Here is a 19,452-nt window from a genome sequence, read left to right as displayed (position 1 = left end):
GCGAAGAGGGTCTTGAGCCAGGTGCCAGGTTCGCCGGCGCCTTCGCTGGCAAGCCAGCTCCTACCAGTGCGAGGCCGTTCTCCACGCTTTCATGAATAACAACAAAAGGTGCAGCCATGCCCGCGATCCGAATTGGCATCAACCCGATCTCCTGGAGCAACGACGACCTGCCGGCCCTGGGCGGTGAAACGCCCTTGAGCACCGCCCTCAGCGAAGGGCGCGAGATCGGTTACCAAGGCTTCGAACTCAACGGCAAGTTCCCCAAGGACGCCAAGGGCGTGGGCGATGTGTTGCGCCCTTATGACCTGGCGCTGGTCTCGGGCTGGTACTCCAGCCGCCTGGCCCGGCGTTCGGTGGCCGAGGAAATCGACGCCATTGCCAGCCACGTTGAACTGCTCAAACGCAACGGCGCCTCGGTGCTGGTCTACGGCGAAGTGGCCGACTCGATCCAGGGCTTGCCGGTGCGTCTGATCGAGCGCCCGCGCTGGCACAGTGCACAGGCCTGGCAGGATTACGCGGACAAACTCACGGAGCTGGCGCGTTTCACCCTGTCCCAGGGCGTGCGCCTGGCCTATCACCACCACATGGGCGCCTACGTCGAGTCCCCGGCGGACATCGACACGCTGATGCGCCTGACCGGCGAGGAAGTCGGCCTGCTTTTCGATTCGGGCCATTGCTACATGGGCGGCGGCGAACCCCTGGAGGTGCTGCGCCGGCATATCGGGCGGGTGTGCCATGTGCACTTCAAGGACGTGCGCAAGCCGGTGGTGCAACTGGCGCGCAACAACCTGTGGAGCTTCCCCGACTGCATCGTCAACGGCACCTTTACCGTGCCGGGCGATGGCGACATTGACTTCGCTCCCTTGCTCGATGTGCTGCTGGACGCTGGCTACCAGGGCTGGCTGGTAGTGGAGGCCGAGCAGGACCCGGCGGTGGCGCCGAGCTACGTCTATGCGAAAAAAGGTTACGACACCCTGCGGGCCCTGCTGGATGCCGCGCTGCAACGCAGGAGGGCTGCCCAATGAGCCTGCTGGTTAAAAGCGCTGCAAAGGGCCGGACCATGGTCCAGCTGCAAGAGGGCGCCCTGGAATACGTGGGGTTCAGTGCCTACCGCCTGGGCCTGGGGGAAAGCCTGCCGGTCAGCGCCGGCGACAAGGAGCTGTGCCTGGTGCTGCTCAGCGGCCGCATCGATGTGCAGGGCGAAGCGTCCCAGGGCGCCTTCCAGTGGCCCAACCTGGGTGACCGGCAATCGGTGTTCGAAGACAAATCCCCCTTTGCAGCCTACCTGCCGCCGGGCAGTCGGGCCCGGGTCACCGCCTTGAGCGATGTGCAGATCGCTGTGTGTGCCGCCCCGGGGGCAGTCGATAACGACCTCGGCCCACGGCTGATCCGCCCGGAACAATGCAAGCGCAGCGTGCGCGGCAAGGGCGCCAATACTCGCTACGTCTGCGACATCCTGCCCGACAGCGAGCCGGCCCATTCCCTGCTGGTGGTGGAGGTGCGCACGCCGTCCGGGCATTCCTCCAGCTACCCACCGCACAAGCACGACACCGACGACCTGCCGCACCAGAGCTTTCTGGAGGAGACCTATTACCACCAGCTCAACCCGCCCCAGGGCTTTGTCTTCCAGCGGGTCTACACCGACGACCGCAGCCTGGACGAGGCCATGGCGGTGGAGCACCACGACCTGGTGGTGGTGCCCAGGGGCTACCACCCGGTCAGCGTGCCCTATGGCTACGAGTCCTATTACCTGAACGTGATGGCCGGGCCGAAGCGGGTCTGGCAGTTCCATAACGACCCCCGGCACAGCTGGCTGCTGGATCTGTGAACGACGCACCTTTGCCGATTTTCGGGGAGCTGGAACATGACTCAGCCTTTGCGTTTTGCCTTGAACCGAATGGTCGCACCGCACCTGCCTCTGGCGGATTTTCTTGACCTGGCACTGGCCTTGAAGATCGATGCAGTGGAGCTGCGCAATGACCTCAAGGGTGTGGAGATCGAGGATGGCACGCCCCCCGAGCAGGTCCGCGAGCTGTGTGAGCAGCGTGGCATCCGGCTGCTGTCGATCAATGCCCTGTACCCCTTCGACCTGTGGGATGAACAGCGCCGCCAGCAGTTGCTGCACCTGGCCGGTTATGCCCGCGCCTGCGGTGCCGAGGGCCTGGTGTTGTGCCCGCTGAACGACCCCGGCGACCGGCGCAGCGCGGGCCAGCGGGCCCAGGGGCTGGCGGCCGCCCTGACCCGGATCGCGGAGGTTCTTCGCCAGCATGGCCTGCACGGTTTTGTCGAACCCCTGGGGTTTGCCGAGTGCGCCCTGCGTGACAAGCGCAGCGCCGTGGACGCGATCCGCGCCGTGGGCGCGCTGGATGTGCTGAGCCTGGTGCACGACACCTTCCACCACACACTGGCTGGCGAACCCCAGCTGTTCGCCGAGCTCACCGGGCTGGTGCATCTCTCCGGTGTCGAGGGGCCGCCACTGCCTCTGGCAGCGCTGCGGGACGGTCATCGGGTGCTGGTGGGCGCGGCGGACCGGCTGGGCAACACGACGCAGATCGCCGCGTTGCTGGCGGGCGGTTACCGCGGCTACCTGTCCTTCGAGCCCTTTGCCGCGAGCGTTCACGAGCGACCGGACCTGCAGCAGGCTCTGGAGCGCAGTATCCAGCACCTGCGCCAGGCGCTGGCCTGACCCCCTTGTAGGCGCCGGCAAGCCGGCTTCTGCACAAAGAACAGTGAGAGTGCTGTATGGCCATTGAAGGAACACAGATGAGCACGATTCGACTGACCATGGCCCAGGCCCTGGTGAAATTCCTCGATAACCAGTACGTCGAGGTGGACGGGCAGCAGAGCCGGTTCGTTGCCGGGGTCTTTACGATCTTCGGCCACGGCAATGTGCTGGGCATCGGCCAGGCGCTGCAGCAGGACCCGGGCCAATTGCGGGTGCACCAGGGCCGCAACGAGCAGGGCATGGCCCATGCCGCCATCGGGTTTGCCAAGCAGCACCTGCGGCGCAAGGTCTATGCCTGCACCGCTTCGGTGGGCCCTGGCGCGGCCAATATGCTGACCGCCGCGGCCACCGCCACGGCCAACCGCATTCCCTTGCTGCTGTTGCCCGGCGACGTGTTCGCCAGCCGCCAGCCGGACCCGGTGCTGCAACAGATCGAGCAGTTCCATGACCTGGGCATCAGCACCAACGATGCCTTCAAGGCGGTGAGCAAATACTGGGACCGGATCAACCGCCCGGAGCAGTTGATGAGCGCGGCGCTGCAGGCGATGCGGGTGCTGGCCGACCCTGCCCAGACCGGCGCGGTGACCCTGGCGCTGCCCCAGGATGTGCAGGCCGAGGCCTACGATTACCCGCTGAGCTTCTTCGCCCGACGGGTGCATCGCATCGACCGGCGGCCCCCCACCGAAGCGATGCTGGCGGACGCCGTGGCGCTGCTGCGGGGCAAGCGCAAGCCGTTGCTGATCTGCGGTGGCGGGGTCAAGTACGCCGCGGCCAACCAGGCCCTGCAGGCCTTTGCCGAGCGCTTCGCGATCCCGGTGGCCGAGACTCAGGCCGGCAAGAGCGCGCTGCTGTCCAGCCATCCATTGAACGTGGGCGGCATCGGTGAAACCGGCTGCCTGGCGGCCAACCTGCTGGCCCGGGAGGCCGACCTGATCATTGGCGTCGGCACCCGCTACAGCGATTTCACCACCTCGTCCAAGTGGCTGTTCCAGCACCCCCAGGTGCAGTTTCTCAACCTCAATATCAACCCCGGCGATGCCATGAAGCTCGATGGCGTGCAACTGCTGGCCGATGCCCGGGCCGGCTTGCAGGCACTGGGCGAGGCCCTGGCCGGCAGCGCCTACCGCGCCGGCTGGGGCACTCGGGTGGCCGAGGCCAGGGCGCAGCTGGATGCCGAGCTGGAGCGGGTCCACGGCGTGCATTATCAGGGTGAGGATTTTGTGCCGGAGGTCAACGACGCGCTGGACCCGGCGGTGCTGCGCGAGTTCATCGAGCTGACCGGCTCCTGCCTGACCCAGAGCCAGGTGCTGGGGGTGCTCAACCAGACCCTGGCCGACGATGCGGTGATTGTCGCCGCTGCCGGCAGTTTGCCCGGGGACCTGCAACGCAGCTGGCGCAGCAAGGGGCTCAACACCTACCACGTGGAATATGGCTATTCGTGCATGGGTTATGAAATTGCCGCGGCCCTGGGGGTCAAGCTCGCCGCCCCCGAGCGCGAGGTCTATGCCCTGGTGGGCGACGGCTCCTACCTGATGCTGCATTCGGAGCTGCTGACCTCGATCCAGGAGCAACGCAAGATCAACGTGGTGCTGCTGGACAACATGGCCTTCGGCTGCATCAACAACCTGCAGCTGGGCCAGGGCCTGGACAGCTTCGCCACCGAGTTCCGCTACCGCAACCCAGACAGCGACCAGCTCGACGGTGGCCTGATCCCGGTGGACTACGCCATGAGCGCCGCGGCCTACGGCTGCAAGACCTACAAGGTGAGGAACCTGGAGCAGCTCCACGCCGCCCTGGCGGACGCCCGGCTGCAGCGGGTCTCGACCCTGATCGATATCAAGGTGCTGCCCAAGACCATGCTCCACGGCTACCTGTCCTGGTGGCATGTGGCGGTGGCCGAGGTCAGCGGCAGTGAGAAGGTGGCCGCCGCGGCCGCCGCCATCGATCAGCAGTTGGCCAAGGCGCGCCAGTACTGAAACTCCCCAACCGAACAACCACAGGAGTACACCCATGTCTTTGCAGCTAGGCGTTATCGGCACTGGTGCCATAGGTCAGGATCACATTCGGCGTTGCAGCCAGACCCTGCAGGGCTGCCGGGTGGTGGCGGTGACCGACATCGACCCGCAGCAGGCGGCCCGGGTGCTGGCCGGGCTCACGCTTGAGGCCGAGGTCTACCCCGACGGCCATGCCCTGATCCAGGCGCCGGAGGTCCAGGCGCTGCTGGTGACGTCCTGGGGCCCGAGCCACGAAGAGTTCGTGCTGGCGGCCATCGCCGCCGGCAAGCCGGTGTTCTGCGAAAAGCCCCTGGCGGTGACCGCCGCCGGCTGCCGGCGCATCGTCGAGGCCGAGATTGCCCACGGCCGGCGCCTGGTGCAGGTGGGGTTCATGCGCCCCTACGACGCCGGCTACCAGGCGCTCAAGGCGGTGGTGGACAGTGGACGCATCGGTGAGCCGCTGATGCTGCACTGCGCTCACCGCAACCCGCGGGTGGGGGAGAACTACAAGACCGACATGGCCATCACCGACACCCTGATCCACGAGCTGGATGTGCTGCGCTGGCTGCTGGCGGACGACTATGTGTCGGTGCAGGTGCTGTTCCCGCGCAAGACCGGCAAGGCCCACGCTCAACTGCGCGACCCGCAGATCGTGCTGCTGGAAACCGCCCGGGGCACGCGGATTGACGTGGAGATCTTCGTCAACTGCCAGTACGGCTACGACATCCAGTGCGAAGTGGTGGGTGAGAGCGGCATCGCCCGCCTGCCGGAGCCGCCCCAGGTCCAGCTGCGCAGCGCGGCCAGCCTGTCCAGCGCGATCCTGATGGACTGGAAGGAGCGCTTCATCGCCGCCTATGACGTCGAGCTGCAGGCCTTTGTCGATGGCGTGCGCGCTGGCCGGGTGGGTGGGCCCTCGGCTTGGGACGGCTTGGCCGCGGCGGTGGCGGCCGACGCCTGCATCGAGGCCCAGCAGAGCGGGGTGATCGTCCCCATCAGCCTGCCCCAGCGCCCGGCGCTCTACGCCTGAACCCCGGGATTTCTGTAGGCGCCGGTTTGCCAGCGAAGGTGTTTTCCAGGGCGCTGTAAGGCGTGCGGGCCCCTTCGCCGGCAAGCCGTGTCCTGCGGGAAGCGAGGGATCTGGCTGCTGGAAATGCAATTGCAGTAAAATTCTAAAATGAGTTGATATAGAAATTATTTTCCAATAAAGTCGTTTCCAGGTAGCCGACCCTACAAGGTTCCCATGGCCTTCAAGCCCCGCTTGAGCCCTGGAGAACCCACCAACAAGAACAAACAGGTGCCGTCGATGAAAACCTTCCGCTCTGCTCTGCAATGGCTGTCCCGTACCCGGGGCGCCGCCTCCCGCGATCTGCCCGTCACTCCCTGGTCCTCTCGTTTATTGACCCTGCTCAGCGGCCTGTGTGTCGAACACCAGGGCGCGCTGCTGGGCTGCATGCCCGGGGCCCCGGTCCTGTATTCGCCGGCCTGAGCACGGCCACCCACCAACAAGCATGTGGAGAACGACTCTTAATGAACATTCAGAACCGAGTGGCGTGTCTTGCCCTGTCGCTGATGCTGTTCAGTGGCGCGGCGCTGGCCCAGGTGCGCATCGGCGTGAGCATGTCGCAGTTCGACGACACCTGGCTGACCTACCTGCGTGAGTCCATGGACCAGAAGGCCAGGTCCATGCCCGAAGGCGTGCAGTTGCAGTTCGAGGACGCCCGCAGTGACGTGGTCAAGCAGCTGAGCCAGGTGGAAAGCTTCATCAGCCAGAAGGTCGACGCCATCGTGGTCAACCCGGTGGATACCGCCGCCACTCGCAAGATCACCGAGGCGGCGGTCAAGGCCGGGATTCCCCTGGTCTACGTCAACCGTCGCCCGGACGACCTGAACCTGCCCAAGGGTGTGGTCACCGTGGCCTCCGACGACCTGGAGGCAGGCAAGATGCAGATGCAGTACCTGGCCGAGAAAATGGGCGGCAAGGGCAGCATCGTGATCCTTCTCGGCGACCTGGCGAACAACTCCACCACCAATCGCACCAAGGGGGTCAAGGAGGTGCTGGCCCGGTACCCCGGGATCAAGGTCGACCAGGAACAGACCGGCGTGTGGCTGCGGGACAAGGGCATGACCCTGGTCAACGACTGGCTGACCCAGGGCCGCGAGTTCAATGCGGTGGTGGCCAACAACGACGAGATGGCCATCGGTGCGGCCATGGCCCTGAACCAGGCCGGTGTGGCCAAGGGCAGCGTGCTGATCGCCGGGGTCGACGGCACCCCCGACGGGCTGCGCGCGGTGCAGCGCGGCGAGCTGGCGGTGTCGGTGTTCCAGGACGCCAAGGGCCAGGCCGACGGCTCGGTGGAAACCGCGGTGAAGATGGCCAACAAGCAGCCGGTGGACGCCGCGGTGTGGATTCCCTACCGCCTGATCACCCCGGAAACGGTCGCCCAGTTCAAGTAGGCGCCGGCCCTTCAATCACACACGGGCCGGGCGGCGCTGGCTGCCCGGCCGCTGGAGTAGCTGATCATGAACGCTTGTGCTTCTGCTTCGAGCCTGCACTCCCTGAGCCCGGCCGTGGCGCCCCAGGAGCCCTACCTGCTGGAAGTGCTGAATGTCAGCAAGGGCTTTCCCGGGGTGGTGGCCCTGGCCAACGTGCAACTGCGGGTACGCCCCGGCACGGTCCTGGCGCTGATGGGCGAAAACGGTGCCGGCAAGTCGACCCTGATGAAGATCATCGCGGGCATCTATCAGCCCGATTCCGGCGAACTGCGCCTCAAGGGCCGGCCGGTGACCTTCGCCACGCCGCTGGCGGCGCTGCAGGCGGGGATCGCCATGATCCACCAGGAACTCAACCTGATGCCGCACATGAGCATCGCCGAGAACATCTGGATCGGCCGCGAGCAACAGAACCGCCTGGGCCTGATCGACCACCGGGAAATGCACCGCTGCACCGCCGCCTTGCTGGCGCGCCTGCGCATCGAACTGGACCCCGAGGAGCAGGTGGGCAACCTGAGCATCGCCGAGCGCCAGATGGTGGAGATCGCCAAGGCGGTGTCCTATGACTCCGACGTGCTGATCATGGACGAGCCGACCTCGGCCATCACCGACAAGGAGGTGGCGCACCTGTTCTCGATCATTGCCGACCTCAAGGCCCAGGGTAAGGGCATCGTCTATATCACCCACAAGATGAACGAAGTGTTCTCCATCGCCGATGAGGTGGCGGTGTTTCGCGATGGCGCCTACATCGGCCTGCAACGGGCCGACAGCCTGGACGGCGACAGCCTGATCTCGATGATGGTGGGGCGCGAGCTGAGCCAGTTGTTTCCCCAGCGACAGCAGCCGGTGGGCGAGCGCCTGCTGCAAGTGCGCGACCTGCGCCTGGACGGGGTGTTCGCCGGGGTGTCGTTCGACCTGCATGCCGGGGAGATCCTCGGCATTGCCGGGCTGATGGGCTCGGGGCGGACCAATGTCGCCGAAACCCTGTTCGGCATTACCCCAAGCGATGGCGGTGAGATTGTCCTCGACGGCCAGCCCCTGCGCATCGGCGACCCGCACCGGGCGATCGAGAAGGGCCTTGCCCTGCTGACCGAGGATCGCAAGCTCAGTGGCCTGTTCCCCTGCCTGTCGGTCCTGGAAAACATGGAAGTGGCGGTACTGCCGCACTACGCCGGCGGCGGTTTTGTCCAGCAGAAGGCCTTGCGCGCCTTGTGCGAGGACATGTGCAGGAAGCTGCGGGTCAAGACCCCGTCCCTGGAGCAATGCATCGACACCCTGTCCGGGGGCAATCAGCAGAAGGCCCTGCTGGCGCGCTGGCTGATGACCCAGCCGCGGATCCTGATTCTCGACGAGCCGACCCGGGGCATTGACGTGGGGGCCAAGGCCGAGATCTACCGCCTGATCGCCAGTCTGGCCGGTGAGGGCATGGCGGTGATCATGATTTCCTCGGAATTGCCCGAGGTGCTGGGCATGAGCGACCGGGTCATGGTCATGCACGAAGGGCAGCTGATGGGCACCCTGGACCGTAACGAGGCGACCCAGGAACGGGTCATGCAACTGGCTTCGGGCCTGAACTAGACGACATTCAACCCAAGGGTGGTGGCTGGCAATGAACGCGATAATCGACAACAAACCCGCGGCGGTGGCAGTCAAGCCCCGGCGACGACTGCCCACCGAGCTGAGCATCTTCCTGGTACTGATCGGTATCGGCCTGGTGTTCGAGCTGTTTGGCTGGATCGTGCGCGACCAGAGTTTCCTGCTCAATTCCCAGCGCCTGGTGCTGATGATTCTCCAGGTCTCGGTGATCGGCCTGCTGGCCATCGGCGTGACCCAGGTGATCATCACCACTGGCATCGACCTGTCTTCCGGTTCGGTGCTGGCCCTGTCGGCGATGATTGCCGCAAGCCTGGCCCAGACCTCGGACTTCACCCGGGCGGTGTTTCCATCCCTGACCGACCTGCCGGTGTGGATCCCGGTGCTGGCCGGGCTCGGGGTCGGCCTCCTGGCGGGGGCGATCAACGGCAGTGTGATTGCCCTGACCGGCATTCCTCCCTTTATTGCCACCCTGGGGATGATGGTCTCGGCCCGGGGGCTGGCGCGTTACTACACCCAGGGGCAGCCGGTGAGCATGCTCTCCGATTCCTACACCGCCATCGGCCACGGGGCGATGCCGGTGGTGATCTTCCTGGTGGTGGCGCTGATCTTTCATATCGCCCTGCGCTACACCAAGTACGGCAAGTACACCTATGCCATCGGCGGCAACATGCAGGCGGCGCGGACCTCGGGGATCAACGTCAAGCGCCACCTGGTGATTGTCTACAGCATTGCCGGGCTGCTGGCGGGGCTGGCCGGGGTGGTGGCCTCGGCACGTGCGGCCACCGGTCAGGCGGGGATGGGCATGTCCTACGAGCTGGACGCGATTGCCGCGGCAGTGATCGGCGGCACCAGCCTGGCCGGCGGGGTGGGGCGCATCACTGGCACCGTGATCGGCGCGCTGATCCTCGGGGTCATGGCCAGTGGCTTCACCTTTGTCGGGGTCGATGCCTACATCCAGGACATCATCAAGGGCCTGATCATCGTGGTGGCGGTGGTCATCGACCAGTACCGCAACAAGCGCAAGCTCAAGCGCTGAGCAGGGGAGAGGCGCCGGCTGGTGCAGGAGCCGGCGTGCCAGCGAACACGCCCCCGAGCCCTGGCCCGCTCCAACGGTCTCTCCGCCGGCCGGTGCCCCTGGAAATCGTTGAAAACGGCCAGAATCCGCCGTCCGGCACTGCCGTTTGTCTTCTAACAGACCCATGGCTATGGAATTTTTTGTTATAAACGCACTCCAATAAACGCCACCAAAGCCCGCATTTGCGGGCTTTGTGCGGTTTGTCGGACAGATTCGCTGTCATTTCAGTTGCTGCGCCCTCAAACCGGCCTTAGACTGCCGCCCCTCGTAAATTGAGTGCCGGGTGGCGCTTGGAAGGTATGGCGCCTTTCTGATGACCTGACGGGTCAACCGGAAACAGTTTGAATTCGCCTTAATGCACGTATTTTTTATAGAGAAATCAATGACCAAGGAAAAGTTGCTGGCCATGCCGGCGGATGACTACATGAATGCCGAGCAGCACGCTTTTTTCAGCGACCTGTTGCAAGCCATGAAGGTGGAAACCCACGAGCGCATCGAACAGAACCGGATCGCCATTGAAAGCCTGGACACCCCGGCTGACCCGGCCGACGCCGCTTCCGTCGAAGAAGAGCGCACCTGGTTGGTCAACGCCATTGATCGCGACCAGCGCATGCTGCCGCAACTGGAACAGGCCCTGGGCCGGATCAGCGACGACAGCTTCGGCTGGTGCGACGACAGCGGCGAGCCGATCGGCCTCAAGCGCCTGCTGATCAGCCCCACCACCAAGTACTGCATCGAGGCCCAAGAGCGCCACGAGCAGATCGACAAGCATCAGCGTCAAGCCTGATCGCCAGCCCCCGCCACAGCGGGGGCTCTGTTTTTTTGGGCAGTGCCCGCCCGCACATTCTCTTGATCTGCTGCAAACCCGCGACTAAGGGACCATGGATAATGGCCCTCTAGTGGCGTCTAATGCCGCAAACAATTAGAACGATGTGGGGTGACACAGATGTCAAGAGATGGATCTCTAGCGGCGCCGGTCGCGCAGCCGCTGGCAACACCCGAAACCGCCGCCCGCTGGTGGACGCCGTCCTTGCAGAGCGCGGCGCTGATGGCGCTGTTCGCCGGCCAGGCCCTGGGCGGCTGGTCGCTGTACCTGTGCCTGCCCGTGGCGGTGCTGGTGATCTGGCTGCCGCGGTTGCGCGGGCGCGGGCGGCCCCTGGTGACGAACGCGACGGCTGACCAGCAGTTGTCGGCGCTGACCCGCGACCTGTCCTACAGCACCACCCATAACGCACTGTCCGCGGCGGGCGTGGCCTACTCGGTGACCCAACTGGCAGGCAAGCTGCAATCCCAGCTCGACGCCGCCGCGCGCATCGTCGGCAACGCCGAAGTGATGATCAAGACCGAGCAGGTCACCTCCCAACTCAGCCAGCAGGCCCTGGGCGCCGCCAGCGAGGCCCACGCCAGCAGCGCCGAAGGGCGCACGGTGCTGGGGGAATCCATCAGCCGCATGCACCTGCTCAGCCAGCGCGCCAATGGCAGCCGTGAGCTGATCGAGGCCCTGAGCCAGCGCAGCGAGGAGATCCAGCGGGTGACCCTGGTGATCCAGTCCATCGCCAGCCAGACCAACCTGCTGGCGCTGAATGCGGCCATCGAGGCCGCCCGGGCCGGGGAACACGGGCGCGGTTTCGCGGTGGTGGCCGATGAGGTGCGCGGGCTGGCCGGGCGCACCGCCGCGGCCACCGACGAGGTCGGGGTGATGGTGGCGGATATCCAGCAGCGTACCAGCGACGTGGTGGAGCAGATCCGCCAGCTGGCCGACGACCTCAACCTGGGGGTCGAGCAGGTGGAGCACACCGGTCGTCACCTGGACAACATCGCGCGCCTGGCGGCCGGGGTGGAAGGGCAGGTCAGCGAGATCGCCCGGGGCGCCGAGACCAACCGCGAGCAACTGGACAGCCTGTTTCATGCCGTGGAGCAGATGCGCAGCGACCTGGCGGTCAGCGACCAGCAGACCCGCAGCCTGGCGCAGGCCGCGGTGCAGATGGAAGGGCAGGCGGAAACCATCAGCGAACGCCTGGCGGCGGTGGGCCTGGATGACTATCACCAGCGCATCTACGACCTGGCCCGCGAAGGCGCGCGGCGCATTGCCGAGCAGTTCGAGGCCGATCTGGAGCAGAACCGCATCAGCCTCGACGATCTGTTCGATCGTCACTACCAGTTGATCGCCAACACCGACCCGGCCAAATACCAGACCCGCTTCGACCGCTACACCGATCAGGTGCTGCCGCCGATCCAGGAATCCCTGCTGCCGCGCCACGATGGCCTGGTGTTCGCCATCGCCTGTACCCAGGAAGGCTACGTGCCGACCCACAACAAGGTTTTTTCCCAGCCGCTGACCGGCGACCCCGAGGTGGACAACCTGCATAACCGCAGCAAGCGCAAGTTCGCCGACCGCACGGGGATCCGCTGTGGCAGCCACCAGCAACCGCTGCTTCTGCAGACCTATACCCGGGATACTGGCGAGCTGATGCATGACCTTTCGGTGCCGATCATGGTCTGCGGCCGGCATTGGGGCGGGCTGCGCCTGGGTTACAAACCCGAGCAGGCGCCAGGCTCGGGCAAGGGCTGAGGCCTCCATTGTTACGCTATCGGTAACGCTGCAATGCAGGAACAGGCTGTTCCAGGGGCCGGCAAGTTAGTTAGTATGCCAACATCGTTAGGCAGCTAACTAATTTTCTGGAGGTAGCGCCATGTACAGCAAAGTCGATGTAGCGGTGATGATTGGCAGCGGCGTGCCAGCCAGCCTGCGGGCCGAGGGCCGTCGTGCGTGCTGGGTGGTTCTGGTCAATGGCGAACAGCGCGGCACGGCCTTTGCCAGCCGCGCCGAGGCCGAGGAGTGCCGGCTGGCCTGGCAGCAGCAGCTGCAGGTGCTGCTGCCCGGCGGCCGGCACCTGCGGCATTCGGCTTAACCGGCCTGGTGCAGGCGCAGGTTGAGCTCGTCCACCACGGGCGCCCAGTCGGCGTCTTCGCGCAGTTGCTGTTTGAGAAAGGCCGCTTGCTGGGGCGTCCAGAAGGGGGCGTCGATCATTTTCAGGTCTTCGTCCAGGGGCGAGTGCCGGGCGATGAAACCATCGATGGCGGCGGGGCTGGAATCCAGGCCCAACTGGTCGAACAGCCCTTCGAGGTTATGGGTGGGCGCTTCCATGGTGATCTCCTTGGGTGACGGGCAGCACCGGCGCTGCCTCAGTGCATCTGAGGCATGGCAGGCGCGCAAGTTCGATCCAAGGGTTCAGGCCAGGGTGCCGCTCTCGGCCTGGAACAACGCCGTCTGGGCCATGGACAGGGCAGTGCTGTAGGCCATGACCTGGGCCCGGGCGGACGACAGGGCCATGGCCCGGCCGGTGTCGGAGCCGGAACTGGCTTCCTTGACCGTGGCCAGGCGGGCCTTGGCCCGCTGCAGTTTCTGTTGCAGCAGCTCGATCTGCTTTTTCAGTTGGCGGATGCGTTTCTTCTTCGCCAGCAACAGCGCCTCTTCCGGGGTTTGCGCGCTGGAGCGGCTCAGGACCAGGGTCTCGCCATCGTCCGAGGCTTCCAGTACCGCAGTGCTTGGATCCGGCTTGAGGAAGTCGGCCAGGCGAGATGGGGGTTTCAAGTCGATCATCATGATGCTCTTAAACGGATCTCGCCTTTGTATCGGTCGCGCTGTCGGATCCTTGACTGGCGCTGTCTGTCAGGCGTTCAGGGCGCCCTGGTCGATGGCCTGCTTGAGGGCCTTGGCCGACGCTCTGGCTGCCGCGGCAGCGTCTTCCGGGGTCTTGAACCAGCGATCGCGTTCCACCTGGTGGAAGGTGACCTGGGTCAGTGGGGGTTTGGCGCGCATGGCAATCACGGCCTGGAACTCGCCTTCGACTTCTCTGCACTCGCCACGAATGAAAAACTCGCCAATATCTAGTTCGGTCACTTCTAGCCTTCCCTTGGAGATGAGTGAGTGCTTGAACGCCCCCCAAGAGGGGGGCATTCAATCAATGGCGGAGTATGGCAGTTGTTGGGTGATGGCGGGCTGAGTTATATCATTTGGATTCTAGGTGGCGATTATTCTGATGATCTAATCTGAAACTTCCTGCTTCTGTTGCTGGGTAATATTACCGGCTGCGCGCCAACTCCGGCTTTTGCTGAAGTGGGTGCGCGCGAATCAGGTGTGCGCTTTAAATAGTCGAAATGCACAAAGTTGCTCTAGAATTGCCTCTGCAACCCGAAGTGGCTGCCGACCGGGGGAATCGTGACCCGGGTGCATCCGGCCAGCAGGCCTGTTCCAGCACCCACCCCCGACGACGCGCCGCCACGCTTTGCGGGTCAGAGCTCACTCCTCACGCCTTCGACATGTGCCTGATGCATCGGCGAAATGCCCCTTGCTCAGTGCCGCCGCCAGCGTCGTGGCCAGGAGTGCCAGCTGCACTTGTGTGTATTGGGTAACCGATTGGGGTGACTACGCCGTCATGGCGGTTTTTTCGTGCCGTCCGTTTTTCTCCGGGCGACATCATTTTGAGTATCGGGGAGTGTTCCTTGGCAGTAAGTAATCTTGAAATGCATGCATTGTTCGTGTTGGGTGATTTGCGCGCAAAGCTGGTCAAGCAGTTCCAATCTCGTTTTGTCTACCTCACCGAACAGTCCGCCGAAGGCATCTACGTCGCCGAGATCGACACCGAGGCGGCCCTGGTGGTGGACGACAAGCCGCGCCTTGAACTCAAGGTCGGCGATCATTTTCGCGCCGCCGTGCTGCCCAGCCGTGAAGGCGGCAAGATGGAGATCCGCTTTCGCGAGATCAAGCTGACGGTCTACGGCCTGGGCGACTACGCCTTTGTCAGCAGCCCCCTGGGGCAGGGCATCCTGTTCAAGGAAGGCCATTCGGTGGTGACCGTGTTTGCCGCCAACGAGCAGTTGCAGGAAGGCCTGACCAAGACCCTCAAGGCGGTGACCGCCAAGGCCGCCAAATGGCGCAAGGGCGAACTGGTGAGCTTCAAGGCCAGCGAGTGATGAGCCAGGGCCGCGCCGCGTTTCACCATGAGCATCAACAGGCCGCAAGCGCTGAAGCCCAGCGCCTGTTCGCGCAGAAGACCGTGCTCCAGGGCGCCTGGCTGAACTGGGTCGCCGCCCAGCTGTACAACCTGCGTCCGGCGGCCTACGCCAGCATGGTGCGCCGCGAGTTGCAGCGGTTGCAGGAGCCTCCGGCCTCTTGAGCGGCCATCCGGGAAGGGCCTGGGGTTGAAACTACTGAACCTCTACTACAGTCAGTTGACTTAATGCTTTGGGGGCCGTGCGCTTAGGCGCTGCCTGCCCCTGTGGCCCAGGTCCTGACCCAAGAGGTGTACCCCGATGAAAGGAATCCGCGCGCTGCTGGCCAGCAGCCTGTTGAGCCTTGCCGCCCTGAGTACGGCGCAGCCGGTTGTGGCGGCGCCGCAACCGATTCATTTCGCCGACCTGAACTGGGAAAGCGGCAGCCTGATCACCGAGATCCTGCGGATCATGGTGGAGCAGGGCTATGGCTTGCCCACCGACACCTTGCCCGGCACCACCATCACCCTGGAAACGGCCCTGGCCAACAACGACATCCAGGTGATCGGCGAAGAGTGGGCGGGGCGCAGCCCGGTGTGGGTCAAGGCCGAGGCCGAAGGCAAGGTGCAGGCCCTGGGGGATACGGTCAAGGGCGCCACCGAAGGCTGGTGGGTGCCGGAATACGTGATCAAGGGCGACCCGGCCAAGGGTATAAAGCCCCTGGCGCCGGAGCTGCGCAGCGTGACCGACCTGGCCCGCTACAAGGACGTGTTCAAGGACCCGGAGAGCCCGGACAAGGGGCGTTTCCTCAACAGCCCGATCGGCTGGACCTCGGAGATCGTCAACCAGCAGAAGCTCAAGGCCTATGGCCTGCAGGACAGCTACGTGAATTTTCGCAGCGGTTCCGGAGCGGCCCTGGATGCGGAGATCAGCTCGGCGATCCGTCGCGGCAAGCCGATCCTGTTCTACTACTGGTCGCCCACGCCGCTGCTCGGGCGCTTCAAGCTGGTGCAACTGCAAGAACCGCCCTTTGACGCCGAAGCCTGGAAGACCCTGACCGACGCCGCCAACCCCAACCCCCGGCCAACCCGTTCCCTGGCCTCCAGGTTGTCGATCGGGGTGTCCACGCCATTCCAGAAGCAGTACCCGCAACTGGCGCAGTTCTTCGCCAAGGTCGACCTGCCCATCGAGCCCCTGAACCGCGCCCTGGCGCAGATGAGCGAGAACCACAGCGCCCCGCGGGACGTGGCCCGGGCCTTCCTCAAGCAGCACCCTGACGTCTGGCGCACCTGGGTGCCTCGGGACGTGGCGGACAAGATCGCCGCCACCTTGTAGGCGCCGGCGTGCCGGCGAATGGGCCCTTGAACCTTGCGCCCGGCGGGTGCAGGGCAGGGGGTCAGAAGCGGGTCTGCACCGCCACCTCGAAGGTACGCGGCTGGCCCAGGTAGTACGCCGGGGACACATGGGCGAACTGGCCATAGACCTCGTTGGTCAGGTTGCGCACGCGGCCGGTCACTGTGGTGTGGCTGTCGACCTTGTAGCGCAGGAAGCTGCCGTACAGGGTGTAGGCGGGCATCCGCAGGGTGTTGGCGTTGTCGGCGTATACCGAGGCCACGTAGCGCGCATCGACCCCGGTCTGCCAGTTGGGCGACAGGTCATAGGTCAGCCACAGGTTGGCCAGCCGGTCCGGTACGTTGGTCGGCGTGTTGCCCTTGCGGGAGACCACCGCGCCGCTGGCGATCTTCTCGTTGAACTCGCCGTACTCGGCATCTACCCAGGCGAAGTTGGCTTGAGCCAGTAGCTTGGGGGTGATGTGCAGGGAACTGGCCAGCTCGATGCCCCTGGAGGTCTGCTGGCCCACCGGGATGCTGTTGGCCGGGTCCAGGGGATCGGTGACGGCAAAGTCCTTGCGCTCGATGCGATAGGCGGCAACGGTCGCCGAACCCCGTCCTTGCAGGTAGTCGAACTTGCTGCCCACTTCCCATTGCTTGCCCGTGGATACCTCGAAGTTCTGAGTGCCACTGGGCTGCTCGGCGGCGGTGCTGTACTGCACGTAGACATTGGCGTTGGGCAGGAACTGCCAGGTCAGGCCCAGGCGCCCGGTGACCGGTTCCCAACTGCGCTTGAGGTGGCGCGGGTTGCTGGCGGTGATCAGCCGGTGGTTGGTCACGTCCAGGCCGATGGCGTCGTAGCGCAGGCCGCTGAGCAGTGACAGCTCGTCGGTCAGGGCCAGGCGGTTCTCGACGAACAGGGCGCGGGTGGTGACCTGGTTGGTCTTGTCCTTGGCCCAGCCCTGGCGGGTGCCCTTCAGGTCATAGAAGTACCCCGGCTGGAAGTTGCCGGGATCGATGCTGTTGCTGGCCGGCACGTTCCAGGGCGAGTTGGTGGTGCTGTTGACCTTGTACTCAAAACCCCCGGACCAGGTGGTGTCGAGGCCGAACAGCTGATCGTCGTGGCGCAGTTCGAACTGGTTGCCGTCCTGCTGGCCCTGGTGCCGTACCAGGTAGGCGGTCGAGCGGTTCACCCGGCTGTTGTCGGCGTTGTACTGGTAGGTCTCCAGGTTGCGATAGTCGCGCTGGCTGTCCAGGTGGTAGAGGGTGTTGCGCAGGCTGGTGCTGGGGTTGATCCGGTAGTCGATGATCGAGCGCAGCCACACCGTGCGTTGCTCATACAGGCCATCGGCGACGTTGTAGTTGTTGAAGCGGTTGTGCTTGTCGATCTTCAGCTCACCGGCCTTGGGGCTTAGCACCGGGGTGCCCCAGTAGGGGCTGTCCTCGTGTTCATCCTGGTATTCCACCGCCAGGGTGTGGGACAGGTCCGGGGTCAGGTCGCTGAGCAGGGAGAAGGCCAGGCTCCAGGCATCCCTTTCCTGGCGGTCGATGTAGCCGTTGCTGGTGTTGTGGCTGACGTCCAAGCGCGCGTAGTGCTGCACCTCGGCGCCGGCCGGGCTGAGGGCGTGGTTGACCCCGAAAGCGGTCTGCGTGGTGTCGTAGCTGCCGTAGCCGAGCAGGCCTTCGGCAGCCTGTTCGCGGCGGTCCGCGAGCTTGGTCACGTAGTTCAGCGAACCGCCCACGGAGCCGGCGCCATTGATCAGCGACGAGGGGCCGCCCACCAGTTCCACCCGGTCGTAGATCCAGGCGTCCACGGGCCGGGCCAGGCCGGTGGCGACGTTGATGCCGTTGAACATCTGGGTGATCTGGCTGCTGGTGAAGCCACGGTAGGAGACGAAGCCGCCGAACCCCGGCGGCGCACTGGCGTTGACCCCGGGCAGGGCGTTGGCCGCTTCCTGGAAGGTGCGGGCGCCGCGTTGCTCCAGGTCCTGGCGGCTGGCCACGGCCACCGAGGCCGGGGTTTCGCGCAGGCTCAGGCCCAGGCGCGAGGCCATGCCGCTGGACTGGTCCAGGTTCAGGCCCGGCTCGGCATCGGCCTCATCGGCGCCGATGGTGGTGGGGGCCAGTTCGAGGCTCGGCTGGCCCCAGGCATTGATCGACAGGCAGCCCAGCAGGCTCGCCAGCAAAGGAAGGTGTTTCATCGGTGCATCCTGAATTCTTGGCTAGGAAAAGGCCCACGAACGCGCGCCGCGCGACAGCGCAGTGGGCAGGTTGAGCACGAGCAGGAATCAGGCGAGAGGCGGTGCCCGGGGATGGGCCGCGGGCCAGGTGGAGCGGGCGGGGAGGTCGGTCTTGGCCAGGGTGCGCGCAGGCGGGGCCTGGGGCTGCGGCAGCAGGGCCAGGGTGAGGCTGGAGTTCAGGGCCGGGCCCATGCCGCCGGTGGAGCACAGCGGGCAACCGAATGCCTTGGAGAGAGTGGGCAGGGAGCCCTGGTCGGCCGGTTTCTGCAGCGGCGCCTGGGTGGCAGGGTCGACGCTGCAGAACTGCCCGCCGATGCCGTTGAGCTGCATGCCGAGCATCTGCCCGTGGCCGATGCTGCAGGCGAACACGTTGAACAGGACGCAGCAATAGAGCATCCAGGCAACGAGCGAGCGATCAGAACGGGCAAATTTCATGGGGCGGCACTTTATCATCGAAGGCGACGAACGTACTTACAAAAACGGTCAATCGAGTCCATTCTTCAGCGACATTTTCTGCACGGACGTCTGAACATGAATCTTCTGCTCGCACAGGGGGTGGCTGGCAGCTTCCTGTTGATCAGTCTGATCCATCTGTACTGGGCTGCGGGTGGCAAGCGTGGCAGTGATGCGGTGATCCCCGAGGTGCCGGGGCCGGGGCCCGGCATGACCCAGCCGGCGTTCCGCCCGCCGGCCCTGGCCACGATGCTGGTGGCAGTGGCTTTGTTGCTGGTGGCGATGCTGGTGTGCCTGAGGGTCGGGCTCTACCTGCCGACGGTGACCCACCCGTCTCTGCAGTGGGTGATCAGCGCCATTGCCTTGCTGATGTTCGCCCGGGCCATCGGCGACTCCGAGCTGGTGGGTTTTTTCAAGGAAGTCCGGGATTCGAAATTCGCCCGCCTCGACACCCTGTTCTATTCCCCCCTGTGCGTGGTGCTGGGGGCCGGGTTGCTGGTGCTGGCCTGGGCCTGAGGGCAGTCACCTGGCGCTGGCCAGTGCAGGAACTGGC

21 protein-coding genes are annotated in these 19,452 nt (G+C 65.1%); 16 read left to right on the top strand and 5 right to left on the bottom strand.

The features are described 5' to 3' along the window. The first annotated feature begins 116 nt into the window (after nucleotides 1-116). The 12 genes from iolE to ABCR88_RS18125 all read left to right on the top strand — a co-directional run bounded on the left by iolE (nucleotide 117) and on the right by ABCR88_RS18125 (nucleotide 12,792). The gene (gene iolE, locus ABCR88_RS18180) at nucleotides 117-1,025 is read left to right on the top strand and encodes a myo-inosose-2 dehydratase (RefSeq protein ID WP_015635312.1); all 909 of its coding nucleotides are present in this window, start codon (nucleotides 117-119) and stop codon (nucleotides 1,023-1,025) included. Continuing rightward, the gene (gene iolB / locus ABCR88_RS18175; protein ID WP_015635313.1) at nucleotides 1,022-1,828 is read left to right on the top strand and encodes a 5-deoxy-glucuronate isomerase; all 807 of its coding nucleotides are present in this window, start codon (nucleotides 1,022-1,024) and stop codon (nucleotides 1,826-1,828) included. Before iolE ends, iolB begins: the two co-directional genes overlap by 4 nt. A gap of 36 nt (nucleotides 1,829-1,864) precedes the next feature. Further along, nucleotides 1,865-2,686: a TIM barrel protein gene (locus tag ABCR88_RS18170; protein ID WP_350402955.1), complete on the top strand. Its 822-nt coding sequence runs from the start codon at nucleotides 1,865-1,867 to the stop codon at nucleotides 2,684-2,686. A gap of 77 nt (nucleotides 2,687-2,763) precedes the next feature. After that, nucleotides 2,764-4,701 (top strand): 3D-(3,5/4)-trihydroxycyclohexane-1,2-dione acylhydrolase (decyclizing), encoded by a 1,938-nt coding sequence (gene iolD / locus ABCR88_RS18165; RefSeq protein ID WP_350402953.1) that lies wholly within the window; start codon nucleotides 2,764-2,766, stop codon nucleotides 4,699-4,701. 34 nt (nucleotides 4,702-4,735) lie between these two features. Then, entirely contained in the window at nucleotides 4,736-5,746 is a 1,011-nt protein-coding gene (locus ABCR88_RS18160; protein WP_350402951.1) for a Gfo/Idh/MocA family oxidoreductase, read from the top strand. Nucleotides 5,747-5,959: 213 nt separating this feature from the next. Then, a complete protein-coding gene (locus ABCR88_RS18155; RefSeq protein ID WP_011060888.1) occupies nucleotides 5,960-6,205 on the top strand; it encodes a hypothetical protein in 246 nt (81 codons plus the stop codon). Nucleotides 6,206-6,246: 41 nt separating this feature from the next. Next, complete coding sequence (locus ABCR88_RS18150) at nucleotides 6,247-7,173, top strand: sugar ABC transporter substrate-binding protein (protein ID WP_011060889.1); 927 nt, start codon at nucleotides 6,247-6,249, stop codon at nucleotides 7,171-7,173. A 66-nt stretch (nucleotides 7,174-7,239) separates the two neighbouring features. After that, entirely contained in the window at nucleotides 7,240-8,787 is a 1,548-nt protein-coding gene (locus tag ABCR88_RS18145) for a sugar ABC transporter ATP-binding protein (RefSeq protein ID WP_350024016.1), read from the top strand. 31 nt (nucleotides 8,788-8,818) lie between these two features. Then, nucleotides 8,819-9,841, top strand: coding sequence for an ABC transporter permease (locus ABCR88_RS18140; RefSeq protein ID WP_011060891.1), 1,023 nt, complete (start codon nucleotides 8,819-8,821; stop codon nucleotides 9,839-9,841). A gap of 421 nt (nucleotides 9,842-10,262) precedes the next feature. Further along, entirely contained in the window at nucleotides 10,263-10,667 is a 405-nt protein-coding gene (locus ABCR88_RS18135; protein ID WP_011060892.1) for a TraR/DksA family transcriptional regulator, read from the top strand. A gap of 159 nt (nucleotides 10,668-10,826) precedes the next feature. Then, nucleotides 10,827-12,452, top strand: a complete 1,626-nt coding sequence (locus ABCR88_RS18130) for a methyl-accepting chemotaxis protein (protein WP_350024017.1) — start codon at nucleotides 10,827-10,829, stop codon at nucleotides 12,450-12,452. Between the two features lie 121 nt (nucleotides 12,453-12,573). Further along, nucleotides 12,574-12,792, top strand: a complete 219-nt coding sequence (locus ABCR88_RS18125) for a hypothetical protein (protein WP_041117759.1) — start codon at nucleotides 12,574-12,576, stop codon at nucleotides 12,790-12,792. Here the strand turns inward: ABCR88_RS18125 and ABCR88_RS18120 are convergent. From ABCR88_RS18120 to ABCR88_RS18110, 3 genes are all read right to left on the bottom strand, one after another. After that, entirely contained in the window at nucleotides 12,789-13,028 is a 240-nt protein-coding gene (locus ABCR88_RS18120) for a DUF2789 domain-containing protein (protein ID WP_011060895.1), read from the bottom strand. The two genes, ABCR88_RS18125 and ABCR88_RS18120, sit on opposite strands and share 4 nt — an antisense overlap. Nucleotides 13,029-13,112: 84 nt before the next feature. Further along, nucleotides 13,113-13,475, bottom strand: a complete 363-nt coding sequence (locus ABCR88_RS18115; protein WP_171820706.1) for a hypothetical protein — start codon at nucleotides 13,473-13,475, stop codon at nucleotides 13,113-13,115. A 78-nt stretch (nucleotides 13,476-13,553) separates the two neighbouring features. Further along, nucleotides 13,554-13,841, bottom strand: coding sequence for a hypothetical protein (locus ABCR88_RS18110; RefSeq protein WP_210456806.1), 288 nt, complete (start codon nucleotides 13,839-13,841; stop codon nucleotides 13,554-13,556). A 545-nt stretch (nucleotides 13,842-14,386) separates the two neighbouring features. On the opposite strand from ABCR88_RS18110, the gene ABCR88_RS18105 reads away from it, so the two are divergent. From ABCR88_RS18105 to ABCR88_RS18095, 3 genes are all read left to right on the top strand, one after another. Next, the gene (locus ABCR88_RS18105; RefSeq protein WP_325985939.1) at nucleotides 14,387-14,857 is read left to right on the top strand and encodes a hypothetical protein; all 471 of its coding nucleotides are present in this window, start codon (nucleotides 14,387-14,389) and stop codon (nucleotides 14,855-14,857) included. Further along, nucleotides 14,857-15,060: a hypothetical protein gene (locus tag ABCR88_RS18100; protein WP_015635322.1), complete on the top strand. Its 204-nt coding sequence runs from the start codon at nucleotides 14,857-14,859 to the stop codon at nucleotides 15,058-15,060. The genes ABCR88_RS18105 and ABCR88_RS18100 overlap by 1 nt, the downstream gene beginning before the upstream one ends. Before the next feature lie 136 nt (nucleotides 15,061-15,196). Beyond that, nucleotides 15,197-16,210, top strand: coding sequence for an ABC transporter substrate-binding protein (locus ABCR88_RS18095; protein ID WP_325985940.1), 1,014 nt, complete (start codon nucleotides 15,197-15,199; stop codon nucleotides 16,208-16,210). 61 nt (nucleotides 16,211-16,271) lie between these two features. Here ABCR88_RS18095 and ABCR88_RS18090 read toward each other — a convergent pair whose 3' ends face one another. Continuing rightward, on the bottom strand, nucleotides 16,272-18,407 hold the full coding sequence (locus ABCR88_RS18090) for a TonB-dependent receptor (protein WP_350402943.1): 2,136 nt from the start codon (nucleotides 18,405-18,407) through the stop codon (nucleotides 16,272-16,274). 87 nt (nucleotides 18,408-18,494) lie between these two features. Next, nucleotides 18,495-18,881, bottom strand: a complete 387-nt coding sequence (locus tag ABCR88_RS18085; protein ID WP_026020110.1) for a DUF2946 domain-containing protein — start codon at nucleotides 18,879-18,881, stop codon at nucleotides 18,495-18,497. 96 nt (nucleotides 18,882-18,977) lie between these two features. On the opposite strand from ABCR88_RS18085, the gene ABCR88_RS18080 reads away from it, so the two are divergent. Then, nucleotides 18,978-19,415: a DUF3995 domain-containing protein gene (locus ABCR88_RS18080; RefSeq protein ID WP_019094294.1), complete on the top strand. Its 438-nt coding sequence runs from the start codon at nucleotides 18,978-18,980 to the stop codon at nucleotides 19,413-19,415. The last annotated feature ends 37 nt before the right edge of the window (nucleotides 19,416-19,452 follow it).

It is taken from the genome of Pseudomonas sp. W17, from assembly GCF_040268305.1.
Lineage (GTDB): Bacteria > Pseudomonadota > Gammaproteobacteria > Pseudomonadales > Pseudomonadaceae > Aquipseudomonas > Aquipseudomonas protegens.
This window is presented reverse-complemented; position numbering and strand designations above follow the sequence as displayed.

Coding starts and splice junctions, on each gene's coding strand:
- iolE (WP_015635312.1), top strand. CDS start 117: ATGCCCGCGATCCGAATTGGCATCAACCCGATCTCCTGGAGCAACGAC.
- iolB (WP_015635313.1), top strand. CDS start 1,022: ATGAGCCTGCTGGTTAAAAGCGCTGCAAAGGGCCGGACCATGGTCCAG.
- ABCR88_RS18170 (WP_350402955.1), top strand. CDS start 1,865: ATGACTCAGCCTTTGCGTTTTGCCTTGAACCGAATGGTCGCACCGCAC.
- iolD (WP_350402953.1), top strand. CDS start 2,764: ATGAGCACGATTCGACTGACCATGGCCCAGGCCCTGGTGAAATTCCTC.
- ABCR88_RS18160 (WP_350402951.1), top strand. CDS start 4,736: ATGTCTTTGCAGCTAGGCGTTATCGGCACTGGTGCCATAGGTCAGGAT.
- ABCR88_RS18155 (WP_011060888.1), top strand. CDS start 5,960: ATGGCCTTCAAGCCCCGCTTGAGCCCTGGAGAACCCACCAACAAGAAC.
- ABCR88_RS18150 (WP_011060889.1), top strand. CDS start 6,247: ATGAACATTCAGAACCGAGTGGCGTGTCTTGCCCTGTCGCTGATGCTG.
- ABCR88_RS18145 (WP_350024016.1), top strand. CDS start 7,240: ATGAACGCTTGTGCTTCTGCTTCGAGCCTGCACTCCCTGAGCCCGGCC.
- ABCR88_RS18140 (WP_011060891.1), top strand. CDS start 8,819: ATGAACGCGATAATCGACAACAAACCCGCGGCGGTGGCAGTCAAGCCC.
- ABCR88_RS18135 (WP_011060892.1), top strand. CDS start 10,263: ATGACCAAGGAAAAGTTGCTGGCCATGCCGGCGGATGACTACATGAAT.
- ABCR88_RS18130 (WP_350024017.1), top strand. CDS start 10,827: ATGTCAAGAGATGGATCTCTAGCGGCGCCGGTCGCGCAGCCGCTGGCA.
- ABCR88_RS18125 (WP_041117759.1), top strand. CDS start 12,574: ATGTACAGCAAAGTCGATGTAGCGGTGATGATTGGCAGCGGCGTGCCA.
- ABCR88_RS18120 (WP_011060895.1), bottom strand. CDS start 13,028: ATGGAAGCGCCCACCCATAACCTCGAAGGGCTGTTCGACCAGTTGGGC.
- ABCR88_RS18110 (WP_210456806.1), bottom strand. CDS start 13,841: ATGCCCCCCTCTTGGGGGGCGTTCAAGCACTCACTCATCTCCAAGGGA.
- ABCR88_RS18100 (WP_015635322.1), top strand. CDS start 14,857: ATGAGCCAGGGCCGCGCCGCGTTTCACCATGAGCATCAACAGGCCGCA.
- ABCR88_RS18095 (WP_325985940.1), top strand. CDS start 15,197: ATGAAAGGAATCCGCGCGCTGCTGGCCAGCAGCCTGTTGAGCCTTGCC.
- ABCR88_RS18090 (WP_350402943.1), bottom strand. CDS start 18,407: ATGAAACACCTTCCTTTGCTGGCGAGCCTGCTGGGCTGCCTGTCGATC.
- ABCR88_RS18085 (WP_026020110.1), bottom strand. CDS start 18,881: ATGAAATTTGCCCGTTCTGATCGCTCGCTCGTTGCCTGGATGCTCTAT.
- ABCR88_RS18080 (WP_019094294.1), top strand. CDS start 18,978: ATGAATCTTCTGCTCGCACAGGGGGTGGCTGGCAGCTTCCTGTTGATC.